The sequence below is a fragment of the Sedimenticola sp. genome, from assembly GCF_050289425.1.
GTDB lineage: Bacteria > Pseudomonadota > Gammaproteobacteria > Chromatiales > Chromatiaceae > Sedimenticola.
In genome coordinates this window covers 18080-42669 of the sequence record NZ_JBNKFS010000012.1, presented here as the reverse complement: position 1 = coordinate 42669, position 24590 = coordinate 18080, and the positions used below count along the sequence as shown (strand labels likewise).

The 24590-nt window shown below is 54.7% G+C and carries 27 protein-coding genes; 12 read left to right on the top strand and 15 right to left on the bottom strand.

Annotated features, from left to right (window positions below; translation table 11 throughout):
• Positions 1–89: 89 nt before the first annotated feature.
• A complete protein-coding gene (locus ACQY5R_RS10080; RefSeq protein WP_428607733.1) occupies positions 90–1316 on the bottom strand; it encodes an LL-diaminopimelate aminotransferase in 1227 nt (408 codons plus the stop codon).
• Between the two features lie 337 nt (positions 1317–1653).
• A complete protein-coding gene (locus ACQY5R_RS10075) occupies positions 1654–2457 on the bottom strand; it encodes a DUF2189 domain-containing protein (protein ID WP_428607730.1) in 804 nt (267 codons plus the stop codon).
• A gap of 604 nt (positions 2458–3061) precedes the next feature.
• Here ACQY5R_RS10075 and coxB point away from each other — a divergent pair.
• From coxB to ACQY5R_RS10050, 5 genes are read left to right on the top strand one after another with little or no spacing between them, the layout of a single operon-like run.
• On the top strand, positions 3062–4213 hold the full coding sequence (gene coxB, locus ACQY5R_RS10070) for a cytochrome c oxidase subunit II (RefSeq protein WP_428607727.1): 1152 nt from the start codon (positions 3062–3064) through the stop codon (positions 4211–4213).
• A gap of 14 nt (positions 4214–4227) precedes the next feature.
• A complete protein-coding gene (gene ctaD / locus ACQY5R_RS10065; protein WP_428607724.1) occupies positions 4228–5835 on the top strand; it encodes a cytochrome c oxidase subunit I in 1608 nt (535 codons plus the stop codon).
• Complete coding sequence (locus tag ACQY5R_RS10060; protein ID WP_428607721.1) at positions 5832–5972, top strand: hypothetical protein; 141 nt, start codon at positions 5832–5834, stop codon at positions 5970–5972. Before ctaD ends, ACQY5R_RS10060 begins: the two co-directional genes overlap by 4 nt.
• A complete protein-coding gene (locus ACQY5R_RS10055; protein ID WP_428607718.1) occupies positions 5969–6556 on the top strand; it encodes a cytochrome c oxidase assembly protein in 588 nt (195 codons plus the stop codon). Before ACQY5R_RS10060 ends, ACQY5R_RS10055 begins: the two co-directional genes overlap by 4 nt.
• Positions 6557–6586: 30 nt before the next feature.
• Entirely contained in the window at positions 6587–7459 is an 873-nt protein-coding gene (locus tag ACQY5R_RS10050) for a cytochrome c oxidase subunit 3 (RefSeq protein WP_428607715.1), read from the top strand.
• A 9-nt stretch (positions 7460–7468) separates the two neighbouring features.
• Here ACQY5R_RS10050 and ACQY5R_RS10045 read toward each other — a convergent pair whose 3' ends face one another.
• On the bottom strand, positions 7469–7684 hold the full coding sequence (locus ACQY5R_RS10045) for a twin transmembrane helix small protein (protein WP_428607712.1): 216 nt from the start codon (positions 7682–7684) through the stop codon (positions 7469–7471).
• A gap of 142 nt (positions 7685–7826) precedes the next feature.
• Between ACQY5R_RS10045 and ACQY5R_RS10040 the strand changes: the two genes are divergently transcribed.
• The 3 genes from ACQY5R_RS10040 to cyoE are packed head-to-tail and all read left to right on the top strand — an operon-like array spanning position 7827 to position 10031.
• Positions 7827–8495: an SURF1 family protein gene (locus tag ACQY5R_RS10040; RefSeq protein WP_428607709.1), complete on the top strand. Its 669-nt coding sequence runs from the start codon at positions 7827–7829 to the stop codon at positions 8493–8495.
• On the top strand, positions 8495–9124 hold the full coding sequence (locus tag ACQY5R_RS10035; protein ID WP_428607706.1) for an SCO family protein: 630 nt from the start codon (positions 8495–8497) through the stop codon (positions 9122–9124). Before ACQY5R_RS10040 ends, ACQY5R_RS10035 begins: the two co-directional genes overlap by 1 nt.
• Entirely contained in the window at positions 9111–10031 is a 921-nt protein-coding gene (gene cyoE / locus ACQY5R_RS10030) for a heme o synthase (RefSeq protein ID WP_428607703.1), read from the top strand. Before ACQY5R_RS10035 ends, cyoE begins: the two co-directional genes overlap by 14 nt.
• Here cyoE and ACQY5R_RS10025 read toward each other — a convergent pair whose 3' ends face one another.
• Positions 10032–11372, bottom strand: a complete 1341-nt coding sequence (locus tag ACQY5R_RS10025; protein WP_428607700.1) for a cbb3-type cytochrome c oxidase subunit I — start codon at positions 11370–11372, stop codon at positions 10032–10034. It lies immediately after the preceding gene.
• 241 nt (positions 11373–11613) lie between these two features.
• Between ACQY5R_RS10025 and ACQY5R_RS10020 the strand changes: the two genes are divergently transcribed.
• The 3 genes from ACQY5R_RS10020 to ACQY5R_RS10010 all read left to right on the top strand — a co-directional run bounded on the left by ACQY5R_RS10020 (position 11614) and on the right by ACQY5R_RS10010 (position 14020).
• Positions 11614–12636, top strand: coding sequence for a COX15/CtaA family protein (locus ACQY5R_RS10020; protein ID WP_428607697.1), 1023 nt, complete (start codon positions 11614–11616; stop codon positions 12634–12636).
• A gap of 62 nt (positions 12637–12698) precedes the next feature.
• A complete protein-coding gene (locus ACQY5R_RS10015) occupies positions 12699–13304 on the top strand; it encodes an SCO family protein (RefSeq protein ID WP_428607694.1) in 606 nt (201 codons plus the stop codon).
• A 32-nt stretch (positions 13305–13336) separates the two neighbouring features.
• A complete protein-coding gene (locus ACQY5R_RS10010) occupies positions 13337–14020 on the top strand; it encodes a sulfite exporter TauE/SafE family protein (RefSeq protein WP_428607691.1) in 684 nt (227 codons plus the stop codon).
• A 51-nt stretch (positions 14021–14071) separates the two neighbouring features.
• Here the strand turns inward: ACQY5R_RS10010 and ACQY5R_RS10005 are convergent, their stop codons facing one another.
• Positions 14072–14584, bottom strand: coding sequence for a hypothetical protein (locus ACQY5R_RS10005; RefSeq protein ID WP_428607688.1), 513 nt, complete (start codon positions 14582–14584; stop codon positions 14072–14074).
• Between the two features lie 117 nt (positions 14585–14701).
• The gene (locus ACQY5R_RS10000; protein ID WP_428607686.1) at positions 14702–14863 is read right to left on the bottom strand and encodes a hypothetical protein; all 162 of its coding nucleotides are present in this window, start codon (positions 14861–14863) and stop codon (positions 14702–14704) included.
• Positions 14864–14991: 128 nt separating this feature from the next.
• Between ACQY5R_RS10000 and ACQY5R_RS09995 the strand changes: the two genes are divergently transcribed.
• On the top strand, positions 14992–15651 hold the full coding sequence (locus ACQY5R_RS09995) for a hypothetical protein (RefSeq protein WP_428607684.1): 660 nt from the start codon (positions 14992–14994) through the stop codon (positions 15649–15651).
• 23 nt (positions 15652–15674) lie between these two features.
• Here the strand turns inward: ACQY5R_RS09995 and ACQY5R_RS09990 are convergent, their stop codons facing one another.
• The 9 genes from ACQY5R_RS09990 to ccoN all read right to left on the bottom strand — a co-directional run bounded on the left by ACQY5R_RS09990 (position 15675) and on the right by ccoN (position 24584).
• Complete coding sequence (locus tag ACQY5R_RS09990; protein WP_428607682.1) at positions 15675–15992, bottom strand: hypothetical protein; 318 nt, start codon at positions 15990–15992, stop codon at positions 15675–15677.
• Between the two features lie 45 nt (positions 15993–16037).
• On the bottom strand, positions 16038–16262 hold the full coding sequence (ccoS, locus tag ACQY5R_RS09985) for a cbb3-type cytochrome oxidase assembly protein CcoS (RefSeq protein ID WP_428607680.1): 225 nt from the start codon (positions 16260–16262) through the stop codon (positions 16038–16040).
• Positions 16263–16293: 31 nt separating this feature from the next.
• The gene (locus ACQY5R_RS09980) at positions 16294–18777 is read right to left on the bottom strand and encodes a heavy metal translocating P-type ATPase (protein WP_428607677.1); all 2484 of its coding nucleotides are present in this window, start codon (positions 18775–18777) and stop codon (positions 16294–16296) included.
• Between the two features lie 181 nt (positions 18778–18958).
• Positions 18959–19453, bottom strand: coding sequence for a FixH family protein (locus tag ACQY5R_RS09975; RefSeq protein WP_428607675.1), 495 nt, complete (start codon positions 19451–19453; stop codon positions 18959–18961).
• Between the two features lie 100 nt (positions 19454–19553).
• Positions 19554–20984, bottom strand: a complete 1431-nt coding sequence (gene ccoG, locus ACQY5R_RS09970) for a cytochrome c oxidase accessory protein CcoG (RefSeq protein WP_428607672.1) — start codon at positions 20982–20984, stop codon at positions 19554–19556.
• 415 nt (positions 20985–21399) lie between these two features.
• The gene (ccoP, locus tag ACQY5R_RS09965; RefSeq protein WP_428607669.1) at positions 21400–22242 is read right to left on the bottom strand and encodes a cytochrome-c oxidase, cbb3-type subunit III; all 843 of its coding nucleotides are present in this window, start codon (positions 22240–22242) and stop codon (positions 21400–21402) included.
• Positions 22232–22444 carry a cbb3-type cytochrome c oxidase subunit 3 gene (locus ACQY5R_RS09960; RefSeq protein ID WP_428607667.1) on the bottom strand — a complete coding sequence of 71 codons (213 nt, stop codon included), beginning with the start codon at positions 22442–22444 and terminating at the stop codon, positions 22232–22234. The genes ccoP and ACQY5R_RS09960 overlap by 11 nt, the downstream gene beginning before the upstream one ends.
• The gene (ccoO, locus tag ACQY5R_RS09955; protein WP_428607664.1) at positions 22437–23129 is read right to left on the bottom strand and encodes a cytochrome-c oxidase, cbb3-type subunit II; all 693 of its coding nucleotides are present in this window, start codon (positions 23127–23129) and stop codon (positions 22437–22439) included. Before ccoO ends, ACQY5R_RS09960 begins: the two co-directional genes overlap by 8 nt.
• A 15-nt stretch (positions 23130–23144) precedes the next feature.
• A complete protein-coding gene (gene ccoN, locus ACQY5R_RS09950) occupies positions 23145–24584 on the bottom strand; it encodes a cytochrome-c oxidase, cbb3-type subunit I (protein WP_428607661.1) in 1440 nt (479 codons plus the stop codon).
• Positions 24585–24590: the final 6 nt, after the last annotated feature.

Sequence of the window (24590 nt, the reverse complement as noted above, 5' to 3'; positions counted from 1 at the left end):
TCGCCGACACTTGGGCGGCTAGAAGCCCTGCCCCAGCTTAGCCGGTGCGGGGTTCATCCTAAAAAAATTCGCTTCCGATACGACGGCTCTCAGAGAATCTTACTGATCCGCTCCATCGCCTCGGTTACATTCTCGAAGCTATTGAAGGCACTGATCCGGACATACCCTTCACCACATTTCCCGAAACCCGCCCCCGGGGTGCAAACCACGGCGGCTTCATTCAGCAGGCGGTCGAAGAACTCCCAAGAGTCGCATTGGCTGTCGATCCAGATGTAGGGGGAATTGACGCCACCGATACATTCATAACCCAGCGCTTCCATCTGCTCGCGGATATACTTGGCGTTATTCAGATAGTACGCCACCAGCTCCTTGATCTGGGTCTGTCCTTCCGCGCTATAAACCGCTTCAGCGGCCCGCTGCACCGGATAGGAGACGCTATTGAATTTGGTGGTGTGACGGCGATTCCACAGAGCATGTACAGAGACCGCCTCACCCGCTTCGGTGTAAGCCATGCACGCCTTGGGTACAACGGTATACGCACAGCGTGTGCCGGTGAACCCGGCTGTCTTGGAGAAACTGCGGAACTCAATCGCCACTTCCCGGGCTCCCTCTACCTCATAGATGGATCGGGGCAGGTCTTCATCCTGCACAAACGCCTCATAGGCTGCATCAAACAGGATCAGCGACTTATTGGCCTTGGCATAATCGACCCACTGTTTCAGTTGCGCCTTGGTCGCCGTCGAACCGGCCGGATTATTGGGGAAACAGAGGTAGATCAGATCCACCGGCTGGGATGGCAGACCGGGAATAAAACCGTTGTCTCGGTTACCGTCAAGATAGACCAATCCCTCATAGCGCCCCTGTTCGGCGTTCCACGCCCCGGTGCGTCCTGCCATGACATTGGTATCCACGTACACCGGATAGACCGGATCCGGTATGGCCACGGTGATATCGGTGGAGAAGATTTCCTGGAAATTGCCGCTGTCACATTTGGCACCGTCGCTGACGAATACCTCGTCGGCCTCAATCTGCGCGCCGCGCGCCTGGAAATCATGCCTGGCAATCGCTTCTCGCAGGAAATCGTAACCCTGCTCCGGACCGTACCCCCGGAAAGTTGTATCGTTCGCCATCTCATCCACGGCCAGATGAAACGCCCTCACGCAGGCCTCCGGCAGCGCCCGGGTAACGTCGCCAATCCCCAGCTTGATAAGCTTCTTATCTGTGTTGGCTTGTTGAAAGGCATTAACGCGCTTGGCGATATTAGAAAAAAGATAGGAAGCCTGAAGCTTCTGGTAGTTTTCATTAATCTTGATCATTTGGGTACCTTGGTTGTCGCGTTAATCGCCAGGGGAATCGGGTTCACGATATTAAATCCAAACTCGCTGCGGAGAGACCTAATCGAGCCCCCACGCGGGCATTTGAAATTCATTTGCCGCAAACGGCGTAGTATAGAATATCCGCTCTCTTCAGACCATATCAGGCAACCGGCAAACCGCGACTGAACGAGTACGCAACTACAGCGATACGACAATCAGGCGTATGGCACCGTCATCGGACAAACAGCGTCGAGAGGATACAGAGATACTTCAGGGAAGAAGAATCAGATAGAGGGGTAAAACGGGACCGGGACAATCCCGCAAATAGTGCCATCGCTCAAACCGATGGCGACGACTGCACCAAATCGCGATACGCGTGCCAACTGGCATGTCCCACCAGCGGCATGAAAAGCACCAGACCGATAAACAGGGTGACGAGGCCCAGCCCCACAAACATCACGATTAACGCCGCCCATAACAGGAGTGGCTTAGGATTATTGAGAACACAACGCACACTGGTAATCACCGCACTCATGACATCCGCATTTCTATCCATGATCATCGGCACCGATATAACGCTGATACAAAACACACTCAGCGCGATAACGCTACCGCTCAGGATTCCCGCCGCCATGAACAGCGGGCTGTCCCCTGAGAGAAACAAGACATCCAGTGCGTTATTAAAATCTGGCGTCAACCCCACATAGAAAATGGCAAATACCATATTGGCCAGCAGCATCCAGATCAGAAAAGCCAGAGTCAGGATCACCCCCATTGCCAACAGGTTATAGGGTGTTCTCTGCCAGGCTGTCAGACTGCCGAAAACCGAGGGTTTATCACCCAACTCCAGAGCGCGACTCACGTCATACAGCCCCATGGCAAGGAGTGGTGAAATCAGAAAAAAACCGGCTGCCAGAGCCGGTATAAAAAAAGTCATGTCGATCGAAACGACGAGCAGCGAGAGCAGGAAGCTGGCTAGCAGAAAAATGATACCGTAAGCGAGGCTGATCCCGGGTGCGGCCTTGAAATCCTGCCACCCTGCAGCAATCCAACGCCATGGGTGATCGAGTGTGACGGTGCTCACCGGCGGCAAACTAACCGGAAGATTCATACCAACGGCCGTGTTCTGATTAAGCGTCATGTAAACATCCTGCTGATTCTTCTGACCGCATCGGATAATGCGCCTTACCTCTTATAAATCAGGCTATCATGACTGTTCAAGCCCAAGAAATGAGGGGTAATTAAACCCTCGTCACCCTCGACCCCGGGAAGCCACCCTCCTCTCACAGACAAAGCCACCGCCTGTTCATCGCTACACCCGACACCCAATAATCACTGTCCACACACCCCCGGTCCAAAGGGGCACATTGCGTTTTGAAAAGAATAAGCCATACTAAATCTAAGTGTTTACAGCCCGGAGCAGACGTCCTATCACCGTAACTCGCCACGGCATATGGCGACTTAATGCAATAGCCGCTCCAGTTTCCCTAATTCTCGTGGGGTTGCTAATAACCCACTCAGACCGGATACTGAGCGACGTATAAACAATAAGTTCAGGCAATACGATGACCTGACAATCCGCCTGTTGGATACACCTGTAACTAAACAGAGCGGAACCTGAAGCCGGGAGACAGCCTGGTTTCAAGGTGCAAGCAAATTCATGACTAAGTCAATTTGAGAAAACCCGTAACGCGTAACAAGTCATAAACAGGATATGCAGCTTAATATCTGACCCGTAATCGTATATGTGTGAAAAGAGGGGAAGAGTAGTTATGTGCAGGAGATTCACCATTGTTAGCAGACTGCTTCTGCTAATCACTGGGTTAACCGGTGTTCAATCGACCCAGGCAGAGTACGGCATAAACTTCCCTACCCCAGCTGCGGATGTCGCCCAGGAGATTTACGACATCCATATGCTGACTATGCAGATAGCCACCTTTCTGCTGCTCGTGGTCTTTTCCATCGTCATCTACTCACTCTATTTCCACAGGAAGAGCCGCGGTTATCAAGCCGATCAGAACTTCCACAACACTTGGTTTGGCAATTGGTCCTGGGTCATCGTCCCGGCCCTGGTACTGGGTGTTGACCTGACCATTGCCAGCAATGCCGACACAGTGTTGAAAAAAGTCTGGGATGTACCGAAAGATGAAAAACTGATGGACGTAAAGGTCACCGGTCATCAGTGGTGGTGGGAATTTGACTACCTGGATCATGGCATCAAAGTGGAGAGCCGCTTTGTACCCAAAGGCAAGTCCGGCGATCTCTATCTCCGGGAAGTGGATAACCGCCTGGTTTTACCGACCAACACAAAGATCCGCTTTCTACATACCTCTGCCGATGTAAATCACGCCTTCTGGGTCCCCGAACTGGCCTTCAAGAAAGACGCCATTCCGGGCTATGTCACTGAAACCTGGTCGGAACTCAATCGCGAAGGGGTGTTCCGCGGTCAGTGCGCGGAACTGTGTGGCACCTGGCACTCCCGCATGCCTATCGTTGTCGAAGCCGTCTCTCCGGAAAAATTCCAGGAGTGGATCAACAACCAACAGGCGCTAAAGGTCGCCGCAGCGGAAGAAGCCGCCTCATCGAAGACCTGGAGTCAAAACGAGCTATTCACCAAAGGCAAAGAGCTGTTTGAAACCAAATGTGCCGCCTGTCACCAGGTAAATGGCATGGGCTTGCCGCCGGCATTCCCGCCACTTAATGGGTCTCCCGTTGTCATTGGTCCGATCGAAGGCCACTTGAAAATTGTTCTGAATGGGAAACCGGGCACCGCGATGCAGTCCTGGGCCGCGCTGAATGACCTGGAAATCGCCGCCATTATTACCTACGAGCGTAACGCCTGGGATAACAAAACCGGGGATACAGTTCAACCCTCAGACGTTAAACAGGCCCGCTGAAGGAGTATTGGAACATGAGCTATACCACCACCTTGCATGATGATACTCACCATCACGCCAACCCAACCGGATGGCGGCGCTGGTTGTTCAGCACCAACCACAAGGATATCGGCACCCTTTATCTACTGTTTGCACTCGCCATGTTGTTTATGGGTGGAGCCAGTGCCATGCTGATACGGGCAGAACTGTTCCAGCCGGGCATTCAGTTACTGGACCCCGATCTCTATAACAATCTGGTGACCAACCACGCCCTGCTGATGATCTTTGGCGCAGTCATGCCGGCCGCAGCCGGACTGGCCAACTGGATGATTCCGCTAATGATCGGCGCACCCGACATGGCGCTCCCCAGAATGAACAATCTCAGCTTCTGGATATTGCCGGCCGCCGGCACCATGCTGATTCTCTCTTTCGTTGTACCCTTCTTCCCCGGTGGCGGCAGCCAGATCAACACCGGTTGGACCCTGTATCCTCCGCTTTCGGTACAGGTGGGCATGTCCATGGACTTCTTGATATTTGCCATCCATCTGCTGGGCATCTCCTCCATACTGGCCTCCATCAACATCATTGTTACCCTGCTTAACATGCGCGCACCGGGCATGACCATGATGAAGATGCCGATCTTCTGCTGGACTTGGCTGGTCACCGCATTCCTGCTGATCCTGGTGGTCCCAGTATTGGCGGGTGGCGTCACCATGCTGCTGTTCGACCGCCATTTCGGTACAAGCTTCTTTGACGCGGCCGGAGGTGGCGATCCGGTACTGTTCCAGCACCTGTTCTGGTTCTTCGGCCACCCTGAAGTTTACGTACTGCTGCTCCCCTCCATCGGCGTACTCTCCCACGTCATCCCCACTTTCGCGCGCAAACCGCTGTTCGGGTATAAATCGATGGTCGGTGCCATGATTGCCGTGGGTACCATTGGGATGGTGGTGTGGGCGCATCACCAATACACCATTGGCATGTCGTTGGGTGCGGTCAGCTATTTCATGATCGGCACCATCATCATCTCCATTCCGGTTGGTCTGATGATCTTTAACTTCATTGCCACCATGTGGCGCGGCGCCATGACTTTTGAGACTCCAATGCTGTTTGCCGTCGCCATCATTCTGATGTTCACCTTCGGCGGTCTCAGTGGTGTGATGTTGGCCGTGGTACCGGCGGACATGCAATACCATGACAGCATGTTCGTGGTCGCCCATTTCCACTATGTGCTGATGCCCGGCGCGGTGTTCGGATTGTTTGCCGGCGTGTTCTACTGGTTGCCCAAGTGGACCGGAAACATGTACGACGAACGGCTCGGCAAGATCTTTTTCTGGATCAATGTCACCGGCTTTAATCTCACCTTTTTCCCCCAACATTTCCTGGGTTTGGCCGGCATGCCGCGGCGGATCATCGACTACAACGTGATGTTCACCGAGTTCAACGTCATCTCCAGTATCGGCGCAATGATTTTTGGCTTCAGCCACCTGCTGTTGCTCTACATTATTATTAAGACCATACGCGGTGGCGAAAAAGCCACCGGTCAGGTTTGGGAAGGTGCCAAGGGATTGGAGTGGGAAGTGCCCTCACCCCCGCCGTTCCACACCTGGGAGACACCACCACAAATCACGCAGGAACAGGCATGAATCCGCAAAGCGATGAATTGAGGAGAAAGAACGTCCGGCTGGCGCTGATTCTGGGCGCCTTTGCCCTGCTGGTGCTGTTTACCTCCTTCCCCTTTTGGCAAACCCTATTCAAGGTGTTGGGGGAAGCAACAAAATGACACCCGAGGCCCAGGCACGTAATAAGCGACGCACCGTATGGCTGCTGTCGTTGCTCGTGCTGGGTATGTTTGGGTTTGGATTTGCCCTGGTGCCGCTGTATAGCGTGCTGTGTCAGGTTACCGGCATTCAATCTGTCAGTATACGTAGCGCCGGAGATGGCAACATCAACCAGCCGACTGGGGGATCAGCGGTGCGGGAAGATCCGCGCCTGGTCACCATCAAATTCGACACCTCGGTCCATCCTAATCTTCCATGGGATTTCAGCCCGCGTAAGCGAAATCTCAAGGTGCATCCGGGGAAACTCTACCAGGTTGATTTTGCCGCCCACAACCACAGTAGCGAAGTGGTCACCGGACAGGCCATTCCCAGCGTAGCGCCCTGGCAGGCCACCGCTTACCTGAACAAACTGGAGTGCTTTTGCTTTAGCCAGCAGACGCTAACGGGCGGCGAGTCTGTGGATATGCCGCTACGATTCATGATCTCTCCCGATCTGCCGGAAGAGATCCGATCGGTAACGCTCTCCTACAGCCTTATGAAATTGGAAAACACGCAGTCTGAATCGAAAAAACATGAGAAGGGCTAACGCCCTATCCCCACATCAGGATTGAGATTTATGGCATCGACAGAACCACATACTGGCTACTTCATACCGGAACCCAGCCCCTGGCCGATTATCGGTATGGTCTCATTATTGACCACCCTGGTCGGTGCCGCCCTGGCAATAAACGGCGTCGTTGTCGGTAAATTTATTGTCGTTGGCGGACTTCTGCTTTTTGCCTATCTGCTTTTTGGCTGGTTCAGGGACGTCATCTCGGAAAATCTCTCCGACAGTTACAACCAGCAGGTTGATCGCTCATTCCGTATGGGTATGTTCTGGTTTATAGCCTCTGAGGTGTTTTTCTTCCTCGCGTTCTTTGGTGCTCTGTATTACATACGTAATATTGCCCTGCCTTGGCTGGGTGGAGAGGGTTACCTAAGCGCCACAAAGGAGCTACTCTACAACCAGTTTGATCCCGCTTGGCCCAGCCACGGCCCGGGCGCACTGGGCGGCACCTTTACGCCGATGGGGGCCTGGGGTATTCCCGCCATCAATACCCTGCTGCTACTCTCCAGTGGCGCCACCATCACCTGGGCACACTGGGGCCTGAAACAGGATAATCAGAAAACCCTGGTGCGCGGACTGATGGCCACCATCGGATTGGGCTTACTGTTTGTGATTTGTCAGGCGTACGAATATATCCATGCCTATGAGGAGCTGAATCTAACCCTGCATTCAGGCGTCTATGGCTCCACTTTTTATATGCTGACCGGCTTCCACGGCTTCCATGTCACCATGGGCGCCATCATGCTGATGGCGATTTTGGGACGCAGCCTGAAAGGCCACTTCAGTGTCCACAACCACTTCGCCTTTGAGGCGGTGGCCTGGTACTGGCATTTTGTGGACGTAGTCTGGCTCGGGCTGTTTATCTTCGTCTACTGGTTCTGAGCGGCAGAACTAAACGCCATGCGGCTGGAGAATACCGCTCAGATACCCCAGTATCAGCAGGGTGAAGAGAACAAATGAGAGGACAATACGAATGGTCAATGCCTTCACGACCCGAGTCCTATCATTTTTCCCATCATCCTTGGCCAGGTAATACATACCTTGAAAGAGTGAAACCACGATAAAGATGAGAACCAGAATCACCGGCAGCTTGATAAAGATATCCATGATGTCCTCTCTCCTCCCGGGGGAATTAAATGGGGGCGCGAATCAGCGGAGCGTGCCTATGCTACTACTATAGACCGCCATGCAGATCCCGACATTGCAATTTCGACCACGACCGATCCCGACCTTACTTATGCTGTTCATTATGATGCCGCTTTTTATCACTCTCGGATTCTGGCAAATGGATCGTGCCGAGCAGAAACGCCGCATCGCCAATACCATGGAAACACGTCGTAAACTGCCACCCATGACGCTCAACGGAGAGCTGCCAAACGCGGATGAGATCGTATTCCGTACACTCTCTGTTAGCGGCCATTTCGATCCGGCCGGCCAGTTGTTGATCACCAATCGAAAACATTTGGGAAAACCGGGATTTCATGTCATCACCCCGCTGCGCCTGCAAAACAGCGAGCGATACATATTGGTTAACCGAGGTTGGATAGCTTCGGCAGATAATCAGCCACCGGAAATCGCCACACCCAGCGGACCGGTCACGCTCAGTGGCGAAGCCTATATCCCGGCACCACCGGCTATACAGCTGGCGTTCGATCCCAACGCCTCAACGCTTTGGCCCTTCCTGACACTGGAAAACTACCGGGCCTGGTCAAGGCTGAACATCTTACCCTTTATCATTCTGCAGTCGCCTGACTCGCCACATGGCTTCGCTCGCGCCTGGTCCAGCGCGCGGCCCGGCCCGGGCATGCATCTCGGTTATGCCATTCAGTGGTTTACCTTTGGGTTTCTGTCACTGGCACTGTGGCTCAAGCTGTCACTGAAACGGGCAGCGGTTGTCACCACTGCGGAGAATAGCTAATGCAGGGCGTCGTGACCCAAAAATCCTATTGGCCCATGCTACTGCTTATCCTGCTGTTCGGTCTGCCGCCCACTGCCGGTTGGGTCTTCATCATGAATCCACAGTGGCTGCCGGATAAACATAAAAACCGCGGTGTACTGGTGTCACCCCCCAGACCGCTGCAGCCGCTGGCACTGACGGATGAGAACGACCAACCGTTTGACTGGAACAGCGTCACCGGTCACTGGATCCTGATTGCCCACAACCGCGGCGTCTGCGAGACAACCTGCCAGCAACAGCTGCATGCGCTACGCCAGATAAGGCGTGCGGCAGGTGCGGAGCGCGTCCGGATCGATCGACTGTTGATTCAGGATGGCGGCACAACTGATGCTGTTACAAACTCACCGTCTACCTATGCCGATGGGGCAAAAATAGTTTATCTCAGTGCCGATCAACAGGACCGATTCAATGCGCTTTTTTCGATCCCAGGTATCAATCAGGCTCATGCGACCTACCTGGCTGACCCGAACGGCATGCTGATGATGGGCTATGCTGAAACCAGCCCGACAAAAGACATACTGAAAGATCTCGAGACGCTGCTCAAAGCGTCACGCAACTGGACAACAGGAGTAAACCATGGCAACGGCTGAAATCTCGATCCAGAATCAGGCATCAATCACCTGGCGCCGTTATTATGAAATGACCAAACCAAAGGTCGTCCTGCTGATCGCCTTTACGGCACTGGTGGGGATGCTATTGTCGACACCCGGCGCCATACCCCTGAAATCGCTCCTGTTCGGACTGAGCGGCATTTCCCTGGCTGCTGCGTGTGGCGCCGTGATCAACCATATTCTCGACCAGCGTATCGACGCCTTGATGGAACGGACCAGTCAGCGCCCCATTCCCAGTGGCCACATGGACACGCCACACGCCGTCAGTTTCGCGCTGCTACTGGGTGTAGTCTCGATGTTGCTGCTGGCAACCCAGATCAACCTGTTGACGGCCGGACTGACCTTTCTGGCGTTGATCGGTTACGCCTTTATCTACACCCTCTACCTGAAGCGAAACACCCCGCAGAATATCGTCTGGGGCGGTCTTGCCGGGGCGGCACCGCCGCTACTGGGCTGGTGCGCCATCACCAACAACGTTCCGATGGAAGCGTTTCTGTTGCTGCTCATCGTTTTTGTCTGGACACCCCCTCATTTCTGGCCGTTGGCGATCCACCGCAGAAAAGAGTATGCCCGCGCCAGCATTCCCATGCTGCCGGTAACACATGGTGTCGCCTTTACCAAACAGCAGATTCTGATCTATAGCCTGATGCTGCTGGCTGTTTCACTGATGCCGTTCATGATCCACATGAGTGGTTATCTCTATCTGGCAGGTGCCTTCGCTCTGGGACTGGGTTTCGTTTATCACGCCTTCAAACTGTGGAAAAGCACCGACAACCGTCACGCCATGAAGACCTTTGGTTACTCCATTGTCTACCTGAGTCTGCTGTTTGCACTACTGCTGGCGGATCATTACCTGGTCTTGATAATTCCCGAATTGGGTAGTTGATCAATCGGCCGATAGTTGCTGCGGGCCTTGCCAGAAGGCCCGCAACATAATCCAGACAAAGAGGATGCCGCCGATTACTGCCAATAGACCGCCGATACCCATGACGCCCATGGCCAGCTTGGCATTGACGCTCTCCAACCCCTGCGCAGCCCCCGCGGTTTTTCGTTGAATACCCATAAAACCGGAAAACGCCAATCCACTGATATGCAGTATCTGCCCGACACCGTAGACAATTGGCTGCGCCGTAGCCAGGCGCCCCTCGACTTTGGCATATCCCAGAGCCGGCAACAGCAGATAGGCCAACCCCATCAGGGCCAGGGTCACGCCGACAATGGAGCCATGGTAATGGGCCGGGATCACCGTATTCACACCGCGAATCAGCATGGCGATCAGCCCGCCGGAAGCGAACAACAACAGCGAGAAATAGAGCGCCATACGCAGGGGACGCTCTGCCCCGGTCGCCCGCTGCCGGTTCTTAAACAGGCCATACAGCACCAGCAGACCCACCGGGATGGCCGGTATACCGCCGCCATACTGCATCAGCCGGGTAAAGGCGATACGCATGCCGGCAGAGACCGGCTCATGATTCAGGTAAATGACCAGACTCCAGAGGATCGGCAACAACCCCAGCAGCAACAACCCGTTGATCAGGCGCGACGATACACTCAGCCGCACGCCGCTAGCCGTCATCAACAGCAACCAGGCCAACAGCAGCATCTGGGTGTAGGCAAACTGCAGTACATGTCCCGCGCCCCAAAACAGATATTCGAAGTAGGCGACACCGTCCAGCTCCACAGGCATATAGTAAGCGGTATATATGAGGATTCCCACGGCGGCGGCACAGGCCACCGCCACGGTCAATGCCACAATCGATACCCGGCCGGACACGTCATCGAACAAGTCAGCCAAACGAATTCGGCCCAGCAGCAGTACCAAACGCAGGACAACGCCGACTCCCACCAGCCCCAGGCTGACAAAAAACAGCGGCCGCTGCAGCACCGGCACGTAATTGTTCATCAACGGCGCCCCCTCACCGACAAATGCGGAGAGGGCGATACCCAGGGTACCCAGCAGGGTCACCACCAACGCCAGGTAACCGATCCCACCCGATCCTTTGGCGAGGGACCAGATAACACCCGCCATGGCCAACGACCAAATCAACACCGACTGATCCACATGCACCACCAGGGCGGTGTGAAAGAAATCGATCCAGGGAAAAAACCGTTCCATACCGGGCGAACGGGAGAGTACCAGGAGGAACGCGAACAATCCGGCAATGGCCAACGCCAGTACACCCAACTGCAACCAACGCCTCACTTCAGCCTGTTGTCTCCGACTCAATGATCCAAGCACTTGTATCCCACCCTGTTGATCTATATAAACAACCTACACCGAAGGTACCCCTGACTCATTCAGCGGTTTCAGCAGTGCAAGGATGTACGGCCATCTTCGATGACGGTAAACCATTGAACATAAAGAAAACACAAAACTATATTTTATGTTTTCGTGCGCTGATAAAGCCAGGGATGACTTTAATCAGAACGTCCCCACGTGGCACAGGCACTGAACTTTGGACATGGCAATGCAGAACTTATCACTGACACAAGCCCGGATCGCACTGACCGTGACCCTGTTGGCACTGGTGGTGATCGTACTGGGCGCTTATGTCCGTCTGTCCGATGCCGGCCTTGGTTGTCCGGACTGGCCAGGTTGCTATGGTAACCTGATCGCCCCCACTACCGAACCACAGATTGCCTCTGCCAACAGTCACTACCCCACCCGGCCGGTGGAAACGCACAAAGCCTGGAAAGAGATGGCACATCGCTATCTGGCCGGCATCCTGGGACTGTCTATTCTGTTGCTGGCTATTCTATCACTGCGTCACCGCGCCATGGCGGCACAACCCAGACTGTTGCCATGGCTGCTGGTACTGATCGTGGCATTACAGGGAGCGTTGGGAATGTGGACCGTCACGCTACTGGTTAAGCCGGCCGTCGTCACCTCCCACCTACTGGGCGGCTTCATTACCGCCGCGTTGCTGTGGATTCTCACCCTGCGATTGTATAGCCCGGTATTGAGCCGCTATGTCGTTGCCCACCCCGACCGCCTGCTGCTCTTTTGCAGAATCGGCTTGGTCATTCTACTGCTGCAGATCACCTTGGGTGGCTGGACCAGCACCAACTACGCCGCTATCGGTTGTACCGAATTCCCCACCTGTCACTCCGGATCCTGGTGGCCAAATATGGATTTCACCCAGGCATTTACCCTCTGGCACGGTATCGGCATCAATTATGAGTACGGCATTCTCAGTGCCGAGGCACGCACGGCGATCCACCTGGTTCACCGTATCGGGGCATTGATCACCGTCATCTATCTACTGCTGCTTTCCGTGCTGCTCTATCGTGCCGGACGTGCGGAAATCACCCAAAGAATGGCCTGGATACTGGCTTCTCTGTTGCTCGTACAAGTGGGATTAGGCATTACCAATGTATTGGGTCACCTGCCGTTACCGATTGCGGTCGCCCACAATGGGGTTGCCGCCCTGCTACTGTTGACACTGTTGACGATCAGCTGGCAGTTAAAGCGCGCTTATCGGCTCGATTAGGAAGGACGCGTATTATGCAACCGCACACCGCAACATGGCCGCGTTGGATACTGTCCCTGATAATGCTTGCCGTGATCGGATTCGGCACCCTCCAGCTTTTCGACCGGGGAAAAGGGTCGACCCATGAAACTGCTGATCCGATCCGCCTATCCAGCGGCACACTGATCCCCAACCCCCACCCCATGCAACCCTTTCATTTGATTGACCACAACGGCAAGCCGTTCAGCAATGAATCAATCAAGGGAGCGTGGCACTTGCTCTCATTCGGCTACACTCACTGCCCCGATGTCTGCCCGACGACACTGGCTATGCTGGCCAGGTTGGCCGACCAGTTGAGAAAAACCTCAACCCGTGGCGCGATCAAAACGGCCTTTGTCACTATCGATCCCGCACGGGATACACAGCCGGTACTGGCCAAGTATGTGCCCTACTTCGATAGCGCTTTCCTGGGCGTCACCGGAGAGCCGCAGGAACTGGACAAACTGACCCGGCAGCTCGGCGTGCTGTACGCGCGGGTGGAAAATGAAAAAAGCGACATGGGCTATCTGATGGATCACTCTACAAGTATTATCCTGACCAACCCGCAAGGGCAGTTCCAGGCACTATTCAGCGCACCGCACGACGTGGTGGCCATGGCTCAGGATCTGGAGAAAATCCGCAACCCATAAAGCGCCCGGTCTGTTATCCTTGCTACTGAATCATGGAATCCCTGCTCCCCTACTTCAGCGCGTTTATTGTTGGCTTACTCGGCGGTGTCCACTGCATCGGCATGTGTGGCGGCATCGTCGGCGCACTCACCTTTGGCCTGCCCGAAGCACGCCGTAAATCCATCGCGTCGCAACTCCCGTTTCAGGTCGCCTACAACCTGGGACGCCTGATCAGCTATGTTACCGCGGGTGCCATCATGGGCGGGCTGGGCTTGCTGCTGGCGGAGTTGATGCCGATCCAGATGGCACAGCGGACACTGTTGCTGCTGGCGGGGTTGTTCATGGTCCTGTTGGGTCTCTATCTGGCCGACTGGTGGAAGATACTGAATCGACTGGAACGAGTAGGCGGGGTACTCTGGCGGCGGATTGAACCGATCGGTCGCAAGCTGATGCCGGTGCATACCCCGACCCAGGCGCTGGGCATCGGTATGATCTGGGGCTGGGTTCCCTGTGGGTTGGTGTACACCATGCTGATCAACGCAGTCTCGTCCGGCGGTGCACTGCAGGGAGCCGGATTGATGTTCGCCTTCGCGCTTGGTACGTTGCCCAATTTGCTGGCGATGGGCTTGCTGGCCGGCGCCGCCGCACGGCTGGCACGTTCACAAATGGCACGCCGGGTAGCCGGGGTGACCGTGATGCTGTTCGGCATCTACACGCTCTGGAGCGCATTGCAGTAGCGTCCCTTTAACCCGTGCAATCAACGCACCGCAGGCGGGGATTAACCCAAGCTACTCTTCCAATATCTGGATATCCGGATTCGGGTACCGTTCGATCATCCGGTCAGGCAGTTTCTGCAGTGCTGCCTGATGCAGCGCATCCGATTCCATGAGGATAAGTACCAGCACGGTCACCATGACCGGTAATACCCCCGCGCCACCGATCATTGCCATCACTGCCACCTGTTTCATGCCGAAGTAGGTATACCCGACCCAACCCAGAAATGAGATAAACGAGAGCAGTGACAGCATCATGATGAAGATTCGGCTACGCGCGGCACAGATCTGCCAATGGCACATGACATACCAGGGATCGATCTCCTTAGCCCGCCTTGCCCGCCACAAAGTGAATCCGAGCAGTAGTATCGAGACCAGCGGCACCAACGCCAGAGGCTGCCAATATGAGCGTACCAGTCCCAGTGAAGCGATAAACCAGAGGATATGATTACCCACCAGATTGGTAAGAAAAATCTCGTGGGGGATCTTGGCCCGCTTGCTCTCCTGCTCACCGATCTCAAACTTCATAACTGCTCCCGGAAGGGCCTGCAGAACCTTCCGCCGCAGATCAGCGTTAAGCACGGCAGACGCCTGAATATAAGCGCTATAAAGTATCACTTGCCTGAGCAGAATGCATCAGAACGATCATGTCCTGTCGGCTTTTTTCTCCCGGGAACGTGAATAGAGATAGACCACCAGATTCTTCGATCCGAACATAATCGTGACAAAAACCAGGCCGATCAAAAAACCGATCCAGGGTTGATCCTTCAGCAGATTGATAAACCAGAGCGTATTACCCATATCCATACCACCATATTATCCAGACCCAATGTCGGTTAGAATAACTGCTAAATGTGGCCGGCAGACATGACAATTCACAATGTCCGCGGATAATCTGCCCGCTCAACCGCTCTCATCCACATGCAGGTGAACCCGTGGAACGCAAAATCTTTTTCGGCATACTGGCGATTACCCTTCTCGCCCTGGCGGCGGCCATCCTGTTACCGGGCGGCCGAACCATTGACGAACACCCCAAACTACCGTGGAATCTTCAGGTGAACGATGAGGGTACGCTGACGGTGTTCGGCATTGAGCTGGGGAAAAGTGATCTCAACCAGGCGCGCAACCAATTTCAAGACCAGGGCAAGGCCAACCTCTTCCTGACCCCGGATAATCGCTACATGGTCGAAGCGTACTTCCAGCGAATTTACCTGAGTGGATTGAAGGCCGACCTGGTGCTCACCCTGGATCTGCCCGAGACCCGGGCCGCGCAAATGTTCGAACGGGGGGAACGTATCAGCAATATGGGCAGCGGCACCAAAAAAATAGAACTGTCCAGCCGTGACATGGAAGCCCTTGCCCGGGAGAAGATCAAAGTCGTCACCTATATACCCGCCGCCGACCTGGATGAAACGCTTATTGTCGGTCGTTTCGGTGAACCGGAGAAAAAACTGGCGGATTCGGACTCGGCCATCGTCCATTGGCTCTATCCGAGCAAAGGCCTCGATATTGCCGTCAATTCTAAGGGGAAAGAGGTCCTTCAATACGTCAATCCGGCCGACTTTGGCCGGGTTATGACCCCCCTGCAGCATTAACCATTCACCCCCGGGAAGGGGCGCTATAGGTCGGATAATTCGTCCCGAATGAAGCGCCTGACAAAGCTGTAACCGTTCAGGGTGGTCACCGCCAACCAGGACAGGATGACGAACGCGAAGGTCAACACGGCGGCACTCATATTCGGTAAGAATATCACCAATCCGATCGTAACCAGACCCACCAGCAGCGTAATCGCCAAGGCCCTCCACATCAGATTTTTTAACACTATCTCCGCCCCTTCACGGGTCGTCACCCCGGCGGCCAGCAGCGAATGCCTTAGCGATTCGTAGCTGCTCTGCTGCTTGCGCTGGGCACGACCAAAGGGATCATTCAATTTCACAGCATATTTCCGGCTTGTGATACAACACCGCTGTCGTACAACATGTCACTTCTCCAGCGTGGTTTCATCGGCTTTTTCCTGAACAGGTTTCTCTGCTTCGGCCTCTTCAGCGGCCGGTTTTTTCTGTGTCAGATCGTCATCCATCAAGATACGATTTGCTTCCCCTTCCAGATCTTCAAACTGACCGCTCTTGGCAGCCCAGAAAAAAACCACCACGCCCACCAAACCCAGGATCAACATACCCGGTATCAAACCGTAGATCACATCCATCCAACCACTCCCGTTCCCACCATTCGGTTCATCATAGCCTGTCTTTGAACAGGGTGCGGATTCGTGCCGCATTGCCGATTACCAACAGCGAGCTGATGGGCATCGAGATCGCCGCTACCAGCGGCGTTACCAAGGCCGACATCGCCAGCGGCACCATAATCAAATTATACGCAATCGAGATCGCAATATTCTGGCGGATGGTGCGTAATGTCCGCCTGGATAGCGCCGATGCCAATCGCACCTTCTCCAATTCACTGCTCATCAGTACGATATCGGCACTGGCGATCGAGACATCGGTACCGGAACCCAGGGCGATCCCCACATCGGCCCGTACCAAGGCCGGCGCATCGTTGACCCCATCCCCGACCATGGCCACCCGTTGGCTGTCCTGTTGCAAACGATCGATCACCTGATCCTTCTGCTCCGGCAACACATCGGCAATTACCGACATCCCCCCCAGGCGGGCCGCGATCGATTCTGCCGTTGCCTGGCGGTCACCGCTCAGCATCGTCACCCGCATCCCGGCCGACCTCAGGTCAGCCACCAATCCAGCCGCGTCTTTTCGCAGCGGATCTTCCACGCCGATCAACGCCTTCTCAACCCCGTTTACCGCACAGTGCAGCATACCGCTACCATTCCGCTCCAAACGCTCCGCCATCGCCTGAAAGACCGGCTGGGGAACAATAGCATGCTCGCGCAGCCAAGCCGCATTGCCGATAATAACCGTCTCACCCTCCACTTGGGCGGAAACGCCAAACCCGGGGCGATAAACAAAATCCTTAGCCGGCAACTGTTGTCGCCGCCAACCCATCGACTCGGCGCAGGTTACCAGGGCATCGGCCACCGGATGTTCTGAGAACTGCTCCACCGCCAATAGTTGTCCCAGTAATTGACGCACTTCGTCATTGACCGCCTCACCGGGTACCCAATGCCAATCACCCACCTGAACCTCAGTGACCTGCATCGCCCCTTCGGTCAGGGTACCGGTTTTATCAAAGACAAAATGATCAATAGAGGAGAAGCGTTCGAGCACATCACCGTTCCGGATCAAAATCCCGTGGCGTGCCCCCAATCCGGTGGCGACAGCGATAGACATGGGTGTTGCTAATCCAAAGGCACAGGGACAAGTGATGATCAGCACCGCTGTCGCGGCCATTAACGCCACCTCGAAATCGGTGTGCAGCCACCAGAAGAAAGTGGCCGTTGCCAGACCGATGGTAACGGCGACAAACCAGGGGACGATGCGATCCGCCACACACTGAATCGGCGCCTTGCTCGCCTGTGCCTCTTCCACCAACCGGATAATCCGCCCGAGCGCGCTGTCCCTCAGCAGCCCGGTCACCTCAATCTGCAATACCCCGTGCCCATTGATCGTGCCGGTAGAAACCGACATCTTCGGCAGTTTGGGAACCGGCAGCGACTCGCCGGTCAACATCGCCTCATCCACCGCACTACTTCCTTCCAGCACAACCCCATCCACCGGCACACGTTCGCCGGGCTTGACCAACACCCGATCACCGACTTTTACCGAACGGATGGGGACCACTTTCTCGCCCTCCGCACCAAGCACCGTCGCCACCCGCGGCTGCAGATCCAACAATCGCTGGGTCGATGCCACCGCCTGGCGTTTGGAAATCGCTTCCAGATAACGGCCGACCAAGATTACAAAAATAAAATTGACGACCGTATCGTAATAGACCTCGGCGCTGGTCGAACCGCTCAACATGACATAGATCGAATAGCAGTAGGTGATGCTCGCTCCCACCGCTATCGGCACATCCATACCTAAATGGAGGTGGCGGATTCCGGACCAGGCCCCTTTGAAAAATGGATAGCCGGAATAGATCAGCGTCGGCGTTGCCAGGGCAAACCCAACCCATTGAAACAGGCTACGGAATTCGCCTTTGTCAGCACCGCTATACAGGGCAATGGAGATCCACAATAGGTTCATCATGGTGAAACCGGCGAAACCCATGCGATACAGAAGGTGCCGGTTTTCGCGCCGTAGTCGATCTTCCGCCGCATCGGGATCATAGGGCACGGCGGCATAGCCGATCTGACCCAAGCGCCGGATGATACTGGAGAGCTTCAGACGGCTGTTGTCCCACTCCACATGCAGCCGCCTACCCGACAGGTTAACCCGTGCCTGCATAACACCAGCGAGATTCAGCAGCGAGTGTTCGATCAACCAGACACAGGCAGCACAGTGGATCCCTTCCACCAGCAGATGGATATCGCGGGTTTCGCCCAGACTGTCGACAAACTCTTCCTGCACTTCGTCCAGGTCATAGAGTGTCAGCTCCTTGGGCAGGTCGGGAGGAGGCGCCAGTGCCGTGCCGTCATACATGCGCTGGTAGAAACCTTCCAGGCCGGCGGCGTGGATTGCCTCACATACCGACTTACAGCCGATACAGCAGAAGCTCTGTGGCTTACCCTTGATTGGCGCCACCACTTCATTGTCCACTGACACCGGGAGCGTGCAGTGGAAACAGGGTTTCTGGCTGTTGGAACTCACTTAAGGACTCTCCCCTCCGGTCTTATAACCCCCTCATCATCAGGCCTGAGGGTGCCGGACGTCGGGCAGTTGTTCTGATCACAAACGCAAAGTGCCGGACAGTAGTTGTCCGGCATGAGAGGGATTGGCGACACGACGGCCCAGACGAACAGTCGCGTCCGACCAGACTCGTCACCTGTATTTAATGGACGCCAGCGCTAATCCTGTAAGGTAGATTGTATTCGTCTTCCCCATCTTTTGCGCTGATCAGGATATCCCACACACCTAAGAGGGGGAAGTTGATATCCGCTTCATAGACACCTGAATCGGTCGCTTGCATGGGCACGGAGAAATCCAGCTTTGAGTTCGCAGGACGGTAAGCGTAGAAAGTGACCGAGTCGGGTGCGACAGGATAGCCATCCTTGCCGATGATCCGCACGCCAAATCGAGTCGGTTTGGCTACATCCACGCTTTCCGGTGCTATCACCTTCATCTGCCAGCCCGGGTTACGCGCCTGCCGTTTGAGCATGTTCTTTTCATACTCCTGTCCCCGCTCATAGTAGTCATCCACCACCAAACCCGGATTATGGCTGACCGCCAGGTAAACCATCACCATATTGGCGATAAGAAACACAACCAATAAGCCTATCCAGCCTTGTATCCAGGGATTCCGCCAGGGAGATTGTTTATCGATCATTGCAATCACTTGAACCTCATTCAGCATCGCCCGGGAACATTATCCGCCGGACTACTGTTTGCTATTTCCCAATTTCACCAAGGGCGCGTGCCATGACCGACTATTTCGGACCGATGAACACACTCTCCCGTTTACTGATTAAATGCTTACCGGTGCTATCGGTGGTCTCGGCATAAAAGACAAACGGTTGTGATTCGGCCGTCAGTTTGTCGCGAGGGATACGCACAAACACCGTGTGAGGCGTCACCATGCCCTTACGCGCATTCACCGGTTTATCCGCCCCTACTAACACCACGCCCTCGATATCCGGCGCAGTGATCGTCACCTGCAGATCTTCCGTCAATTTATTGAGAACCTTTATGGTGTATTTATTTTGAATAGAGCCGTCACTCTGCAGCACGTAGAGCGGCTGCCGCGAATGGATCACTTTAATCTCAATCGCGTCCAGTGTCGCCATGCCGTAGCCGATACCGGTCAGTGACAGCAACAATACCAGGCTGTACACCCAAACCCGGGGGCGTTTATAGAGTGGCCGCTCCTCTTTACCGTTGAGCACATCCAGGGACTCGTAGCGGATCAGCCCCTTGGGACGGTCCAGTTTCTCCATCACCGCATCACAAGCGTCAATGCAGAGTGCACAGGTGATACACCCCTCCTGCTGGCCGTGACGAATATCCACACCGGTGGGACAGACAGCTACACACTGATTACAGTCAACGCAATCACCGGTGGTACGCTCAGACTCACTGGCGCCTTTTTTAACCCGCCCTCGCGGCTCGCCGCGATGGAAATCATAAGTCGGGACCGCCGTGGTATTGTCCACCATGACGCCCTGAATTCGGGCATAGGGACAGAGCCAGAAACAGGTCTGTTCCCGTAGATAACCGGCCAGCACATAAGTACCGCCAATAAACAACAGGATAGTGACCAGTGCTGTGACGCCGATATTGAAGGTGAACAGGTTGGTCCAGAGCTGATAGACATCCATAAACCAAGCCACGAAGGAAATGCCGGTCAACGCAGAAATCACCAGCCACAGGCTGTGTTTAACCGCCTTGGCCCGGATCTTGGTAAAGGTGAGCGGCCCCTGATCCAGTTTCTTACGCTTCTGCGGCGGCCCTTCCAGCTTCTCCTCCAACCAGGTAAAGATATCGGTCCACACTGTCTGGAAGCAGAAGAAACCGCACCAGACACGGCCGGCTAGCGCCGTCACCACCGCTAGCAAAATAGCAAAGAAGAGGAGGAGGAGCGAGAGCATCCAAAAATCCTGGGGCAAAATCGTGACACCCAGGAGATGGAACTGGCGGTTAGGAATATCAAACAAAATCGCCTGGCGATCACCCCAACGCAGATAAGGCACAATAAAAAACGGTATCCAAACAAGACTGGCCAACCATTTCCAGATTCGCCATTTTCCGGGAATCCGCTTGGCATGGATCTTCTCTTCACCCGTATTGATTTTCCAGTGAATCGCCTCCGCATACAATTCATCGACTACAGCATCATGCTTTGATTGTGGATGGTCGTTCAACGAAAAACTCCTCTTAAACCATGGGGGGGATTACCATACATATCTGGATCAATATGTGGCATGCCAATCGCAACTTAACCGGGCAACAGTCTACTGAAAAGGCGGGGCGAAAAAAATGCGATTTATCAATATAAGGGTTGTATTATATCACCATTAAAAAAGGGGGTTCACCCCCCTTTTTTATATACCTATTAAACTGAGGGTTACTTCCTGTGGGTATCGGCGTCCTTATTGATGAGACCTTTAACCTTGAATCCGATAAAGCCCACGATTATCACGCAAAGAACAACAGTAATCGCTGATCCAACCACTACGGCATCAAAATTCATCATATACCTCCCAGATATAAAATCTTGGATATTCCCACCGCATGGAGACCCGGTCTCCACACAGTGGGACTACTGCTTCAAAATACTTACTGGCCGCCTCCCAATTTATAGACGTATACTGCCAGCTTCTTGATCTCATCCTTTGACAGACGATCGCCAAACTTGGGCATCACCGCCTCACGGCTCATGGAATCGGACGCGTCATTCACACCATGCATGATGGTGTATTTAACACTGGCCAACTGATCCGCTTCCTTGAATCGCCAGATAGCATCGGTCAGATTGGCCGATCCCAGCGCCTGCATACCCTTGCCGTCTGGACCATGACAGGCGAAGCACGCCTTCTCCATGAACAGCGGTTCCGCAGCCGGATTGCCGGCCACTACCGCGGCTGCCAGCTTGTCCGCTTCCGCATCACTGAGCAGTTTGGCATGTGCCGGCATAGCACCCATACGACCGTTGGTAATGGTCTGCTCGATGGTCTCGATTGCGCCACCATACAGCCAGTCATCATCGGCAATCACCGGGAACCCGGGACCGCCCTGGCCATTGGAGCCGTGGCAAGCTGCGCAGTTATCACCGAACAGCACTTTGGCCGAAGCGATGGTATAACTGGAGAGCCCCTCATTGGCCAGGATCTCCTTGGCCGACATGCCTTGCAGCTGGGTCTCGAACTCGGCCCGCACCATCTCGACTTCGTTCAGTCCCTCTTTGTATTCACCAATCTGGGTCCAGCCCATGATGCCCTTTGTATAGCCGGTCAGGCCGGGAAACATGGGATAGAGGACCGTGTAACCGACCACCCAGAGTATGGAGGCCCAGAAGGCGATCATCCACCAGCGTGGAGGCGGGTTATCCAACTCCCGCAGATTATCGTCCCAAATATGTCCGGTATTGTTTTCACCCGGAAATGGATTGTTATCCGCCATTTTTATCTCCGCTATTTATCTGTTCGTCATCCATCGGGATATGCTTCTGTTTCTCGAAGTGATCCCGTTTCTTTGGACGCAAGACATAAACATAAAGACCAAGCATCAGCAGGAAGATGACCACTGTCAGGATGGTGCCCACCCAGTCATTGGTGGTCATCGCCTGGAAATCTGTTGCAAAATAGTCTTTTAGGCTACTCACGATAGACCTTGCTTTCGTCCAGCTTGACCATGGTTCCAAGCACCTGGAGGAAGGCGACAACCGCATCCTCTTCGGTTTTATCCTTCAACTGCTCTGGAGCTGCCGCGATATCCGCATCGGAATACGGGACACCGATTAGCTGCATACCGCGCATGTGGGACTGCATGGTCTCACCATTCAGTACCGCGTGCTGCAGCCAGGGATAGTTGGGCATTACCGACTCAGGTACCACGGAACGCGGTGCACGCAGATGCTTGCGATGCCAATCGTCGGAGTACTTGCCACCCAGTCTGGCGACATCCGGCCCGGTACGCTTGGAGCCCCACTGGAAGGGGTGGTCGTACATCGACTCGGAAGCCAGCGAGTAGTGGCCATAGCGCTCCTTCTCGTCACGGAAGGGACGGATCATCTGAGAGTGACAGGTGTAGCAACCCTCGCGGATGTAGACAGCACGCCCAGCCAGCTCCAGCGCGCTGTAGGGACGCATGCCTTCTCCCGGTTTATGGTCAGCCAGGGTCTGTCCAGCCTGACGTTGCCACACGATCTCGGGGTTCTTGTTGTGCTCCATAGTGCTGTCCAGATAGAACAGCGGCACGATCTCAACAATACCACCGACACTGAGCGCCAGGGCGAGAACAATCAGCATGCCCCAGACGTTTCTTTCCATTTTTTCTTGCATTGCCATTTTTCTAAACTCCCCTTATGCAGACGCTGCAGCGGTTGCGGAGCGTGCCTGCTGCACACTGCCCTGAGCGTTGGCCTGAAGTACGGTCATGATGATGTTGAACACCATGAGCGCGGCACCTGCCAGGAAGACTATGCCGCCGACGGCACGCATCGCATAGTAGGGATGCATGGCTTCGACAGACTCTGCGAAGGTGTATGCCAAGGTGCCGTACTCGTCATAGGCACGCCACATCAGGCCCTGCATGATGCCCGATACCCACATGGCAACGATGTAGATCACCGTACCGATGGTAGCAGTCCAGAAGTGGGCATTGATCAATTTTGTCGACCACATCTGCACATGGAAGACATTGGTCATCAGATGGTAGATGGCACCGATACCGACCATGGCAACCCAACCCAGTGCACCTGAATGCACGTGGCCAACCGTCCAGTCCGTATAGTGCGACAGTGCGTTGACGGTCTTGATCGACATGACCGGACCTTCAAAGGTGGACATGGCGTAGAAGGCCAGTGACATGATCAGGAAGCGCAGGACATAGTCGGTACGCAGTTTGTCCCAGGCGCCCGAGAGGGTCATCATGCCGTTCACCGCGCCACCCCAGGAGGGGATGATCATGGCCAGCGAGATGGCCGCACCCAGTGAACCGGTCCAGTCCGGCAGAGCGGTGTACTGCAGGTGATGCGCACCCAGCCACACATAACCGAACATCAGCGCCCAGAAGTGAATCACCGATAGACGGTAAGAGTAAACGGGACGGCCCGCCTGTTTGGGAACGAAGTAGTACATAATGCCGAGGAAGCCTGCCGTCAGGTAGAAACCAACCGCGTTATGTCCCCACCACCACTGGATCATGGCATCCTGCACACCCGAGAAGATCGAGTAGGATTTAAACATGCCCACTGGGATAGCCAGGCTGTTTACCACATGCAGGTAGGTAATCATCACCATCATGCCAAGGAAGAACCAGTTCGACACATAGATATGAGAACTCTTGCGATTGGCAATCGTCATGATGAAATTGATGGCAAAAGAGAGCCAGACTACCGCGATGGCTATATCGATCGGCCACTCCAGCTCGGCATACTCCTTACCCTGAGTAATGCCCAGCGGCAAAGTGATTACCGCTGAAACGATAATCAGGTTCCATCCTATAAAGGTGAACCAGGCCAACTTGTCGCTCCAGAGTCGGACAGCGCAGGTGCGTTGTACCGAATAGAAGGCTGTTGCCATCAGAACGCAGCCGCCAAACGCAAAAATGACGGCGTTGGTATGTAACGGACGCAGACGTCCGAAGGTGATATACGGCAGATCGAAATTAAGCACCGGCCAAGCCAACTCCGAGGCAATATATACCCCGACGAGAGCGCCTACCAACAAGTAGACTGCAGCCATGACGGTGAACCAGCGTACAACACCCAGGTCGTACTTCTGTTCAGCTACGGCGTCCATGAACCC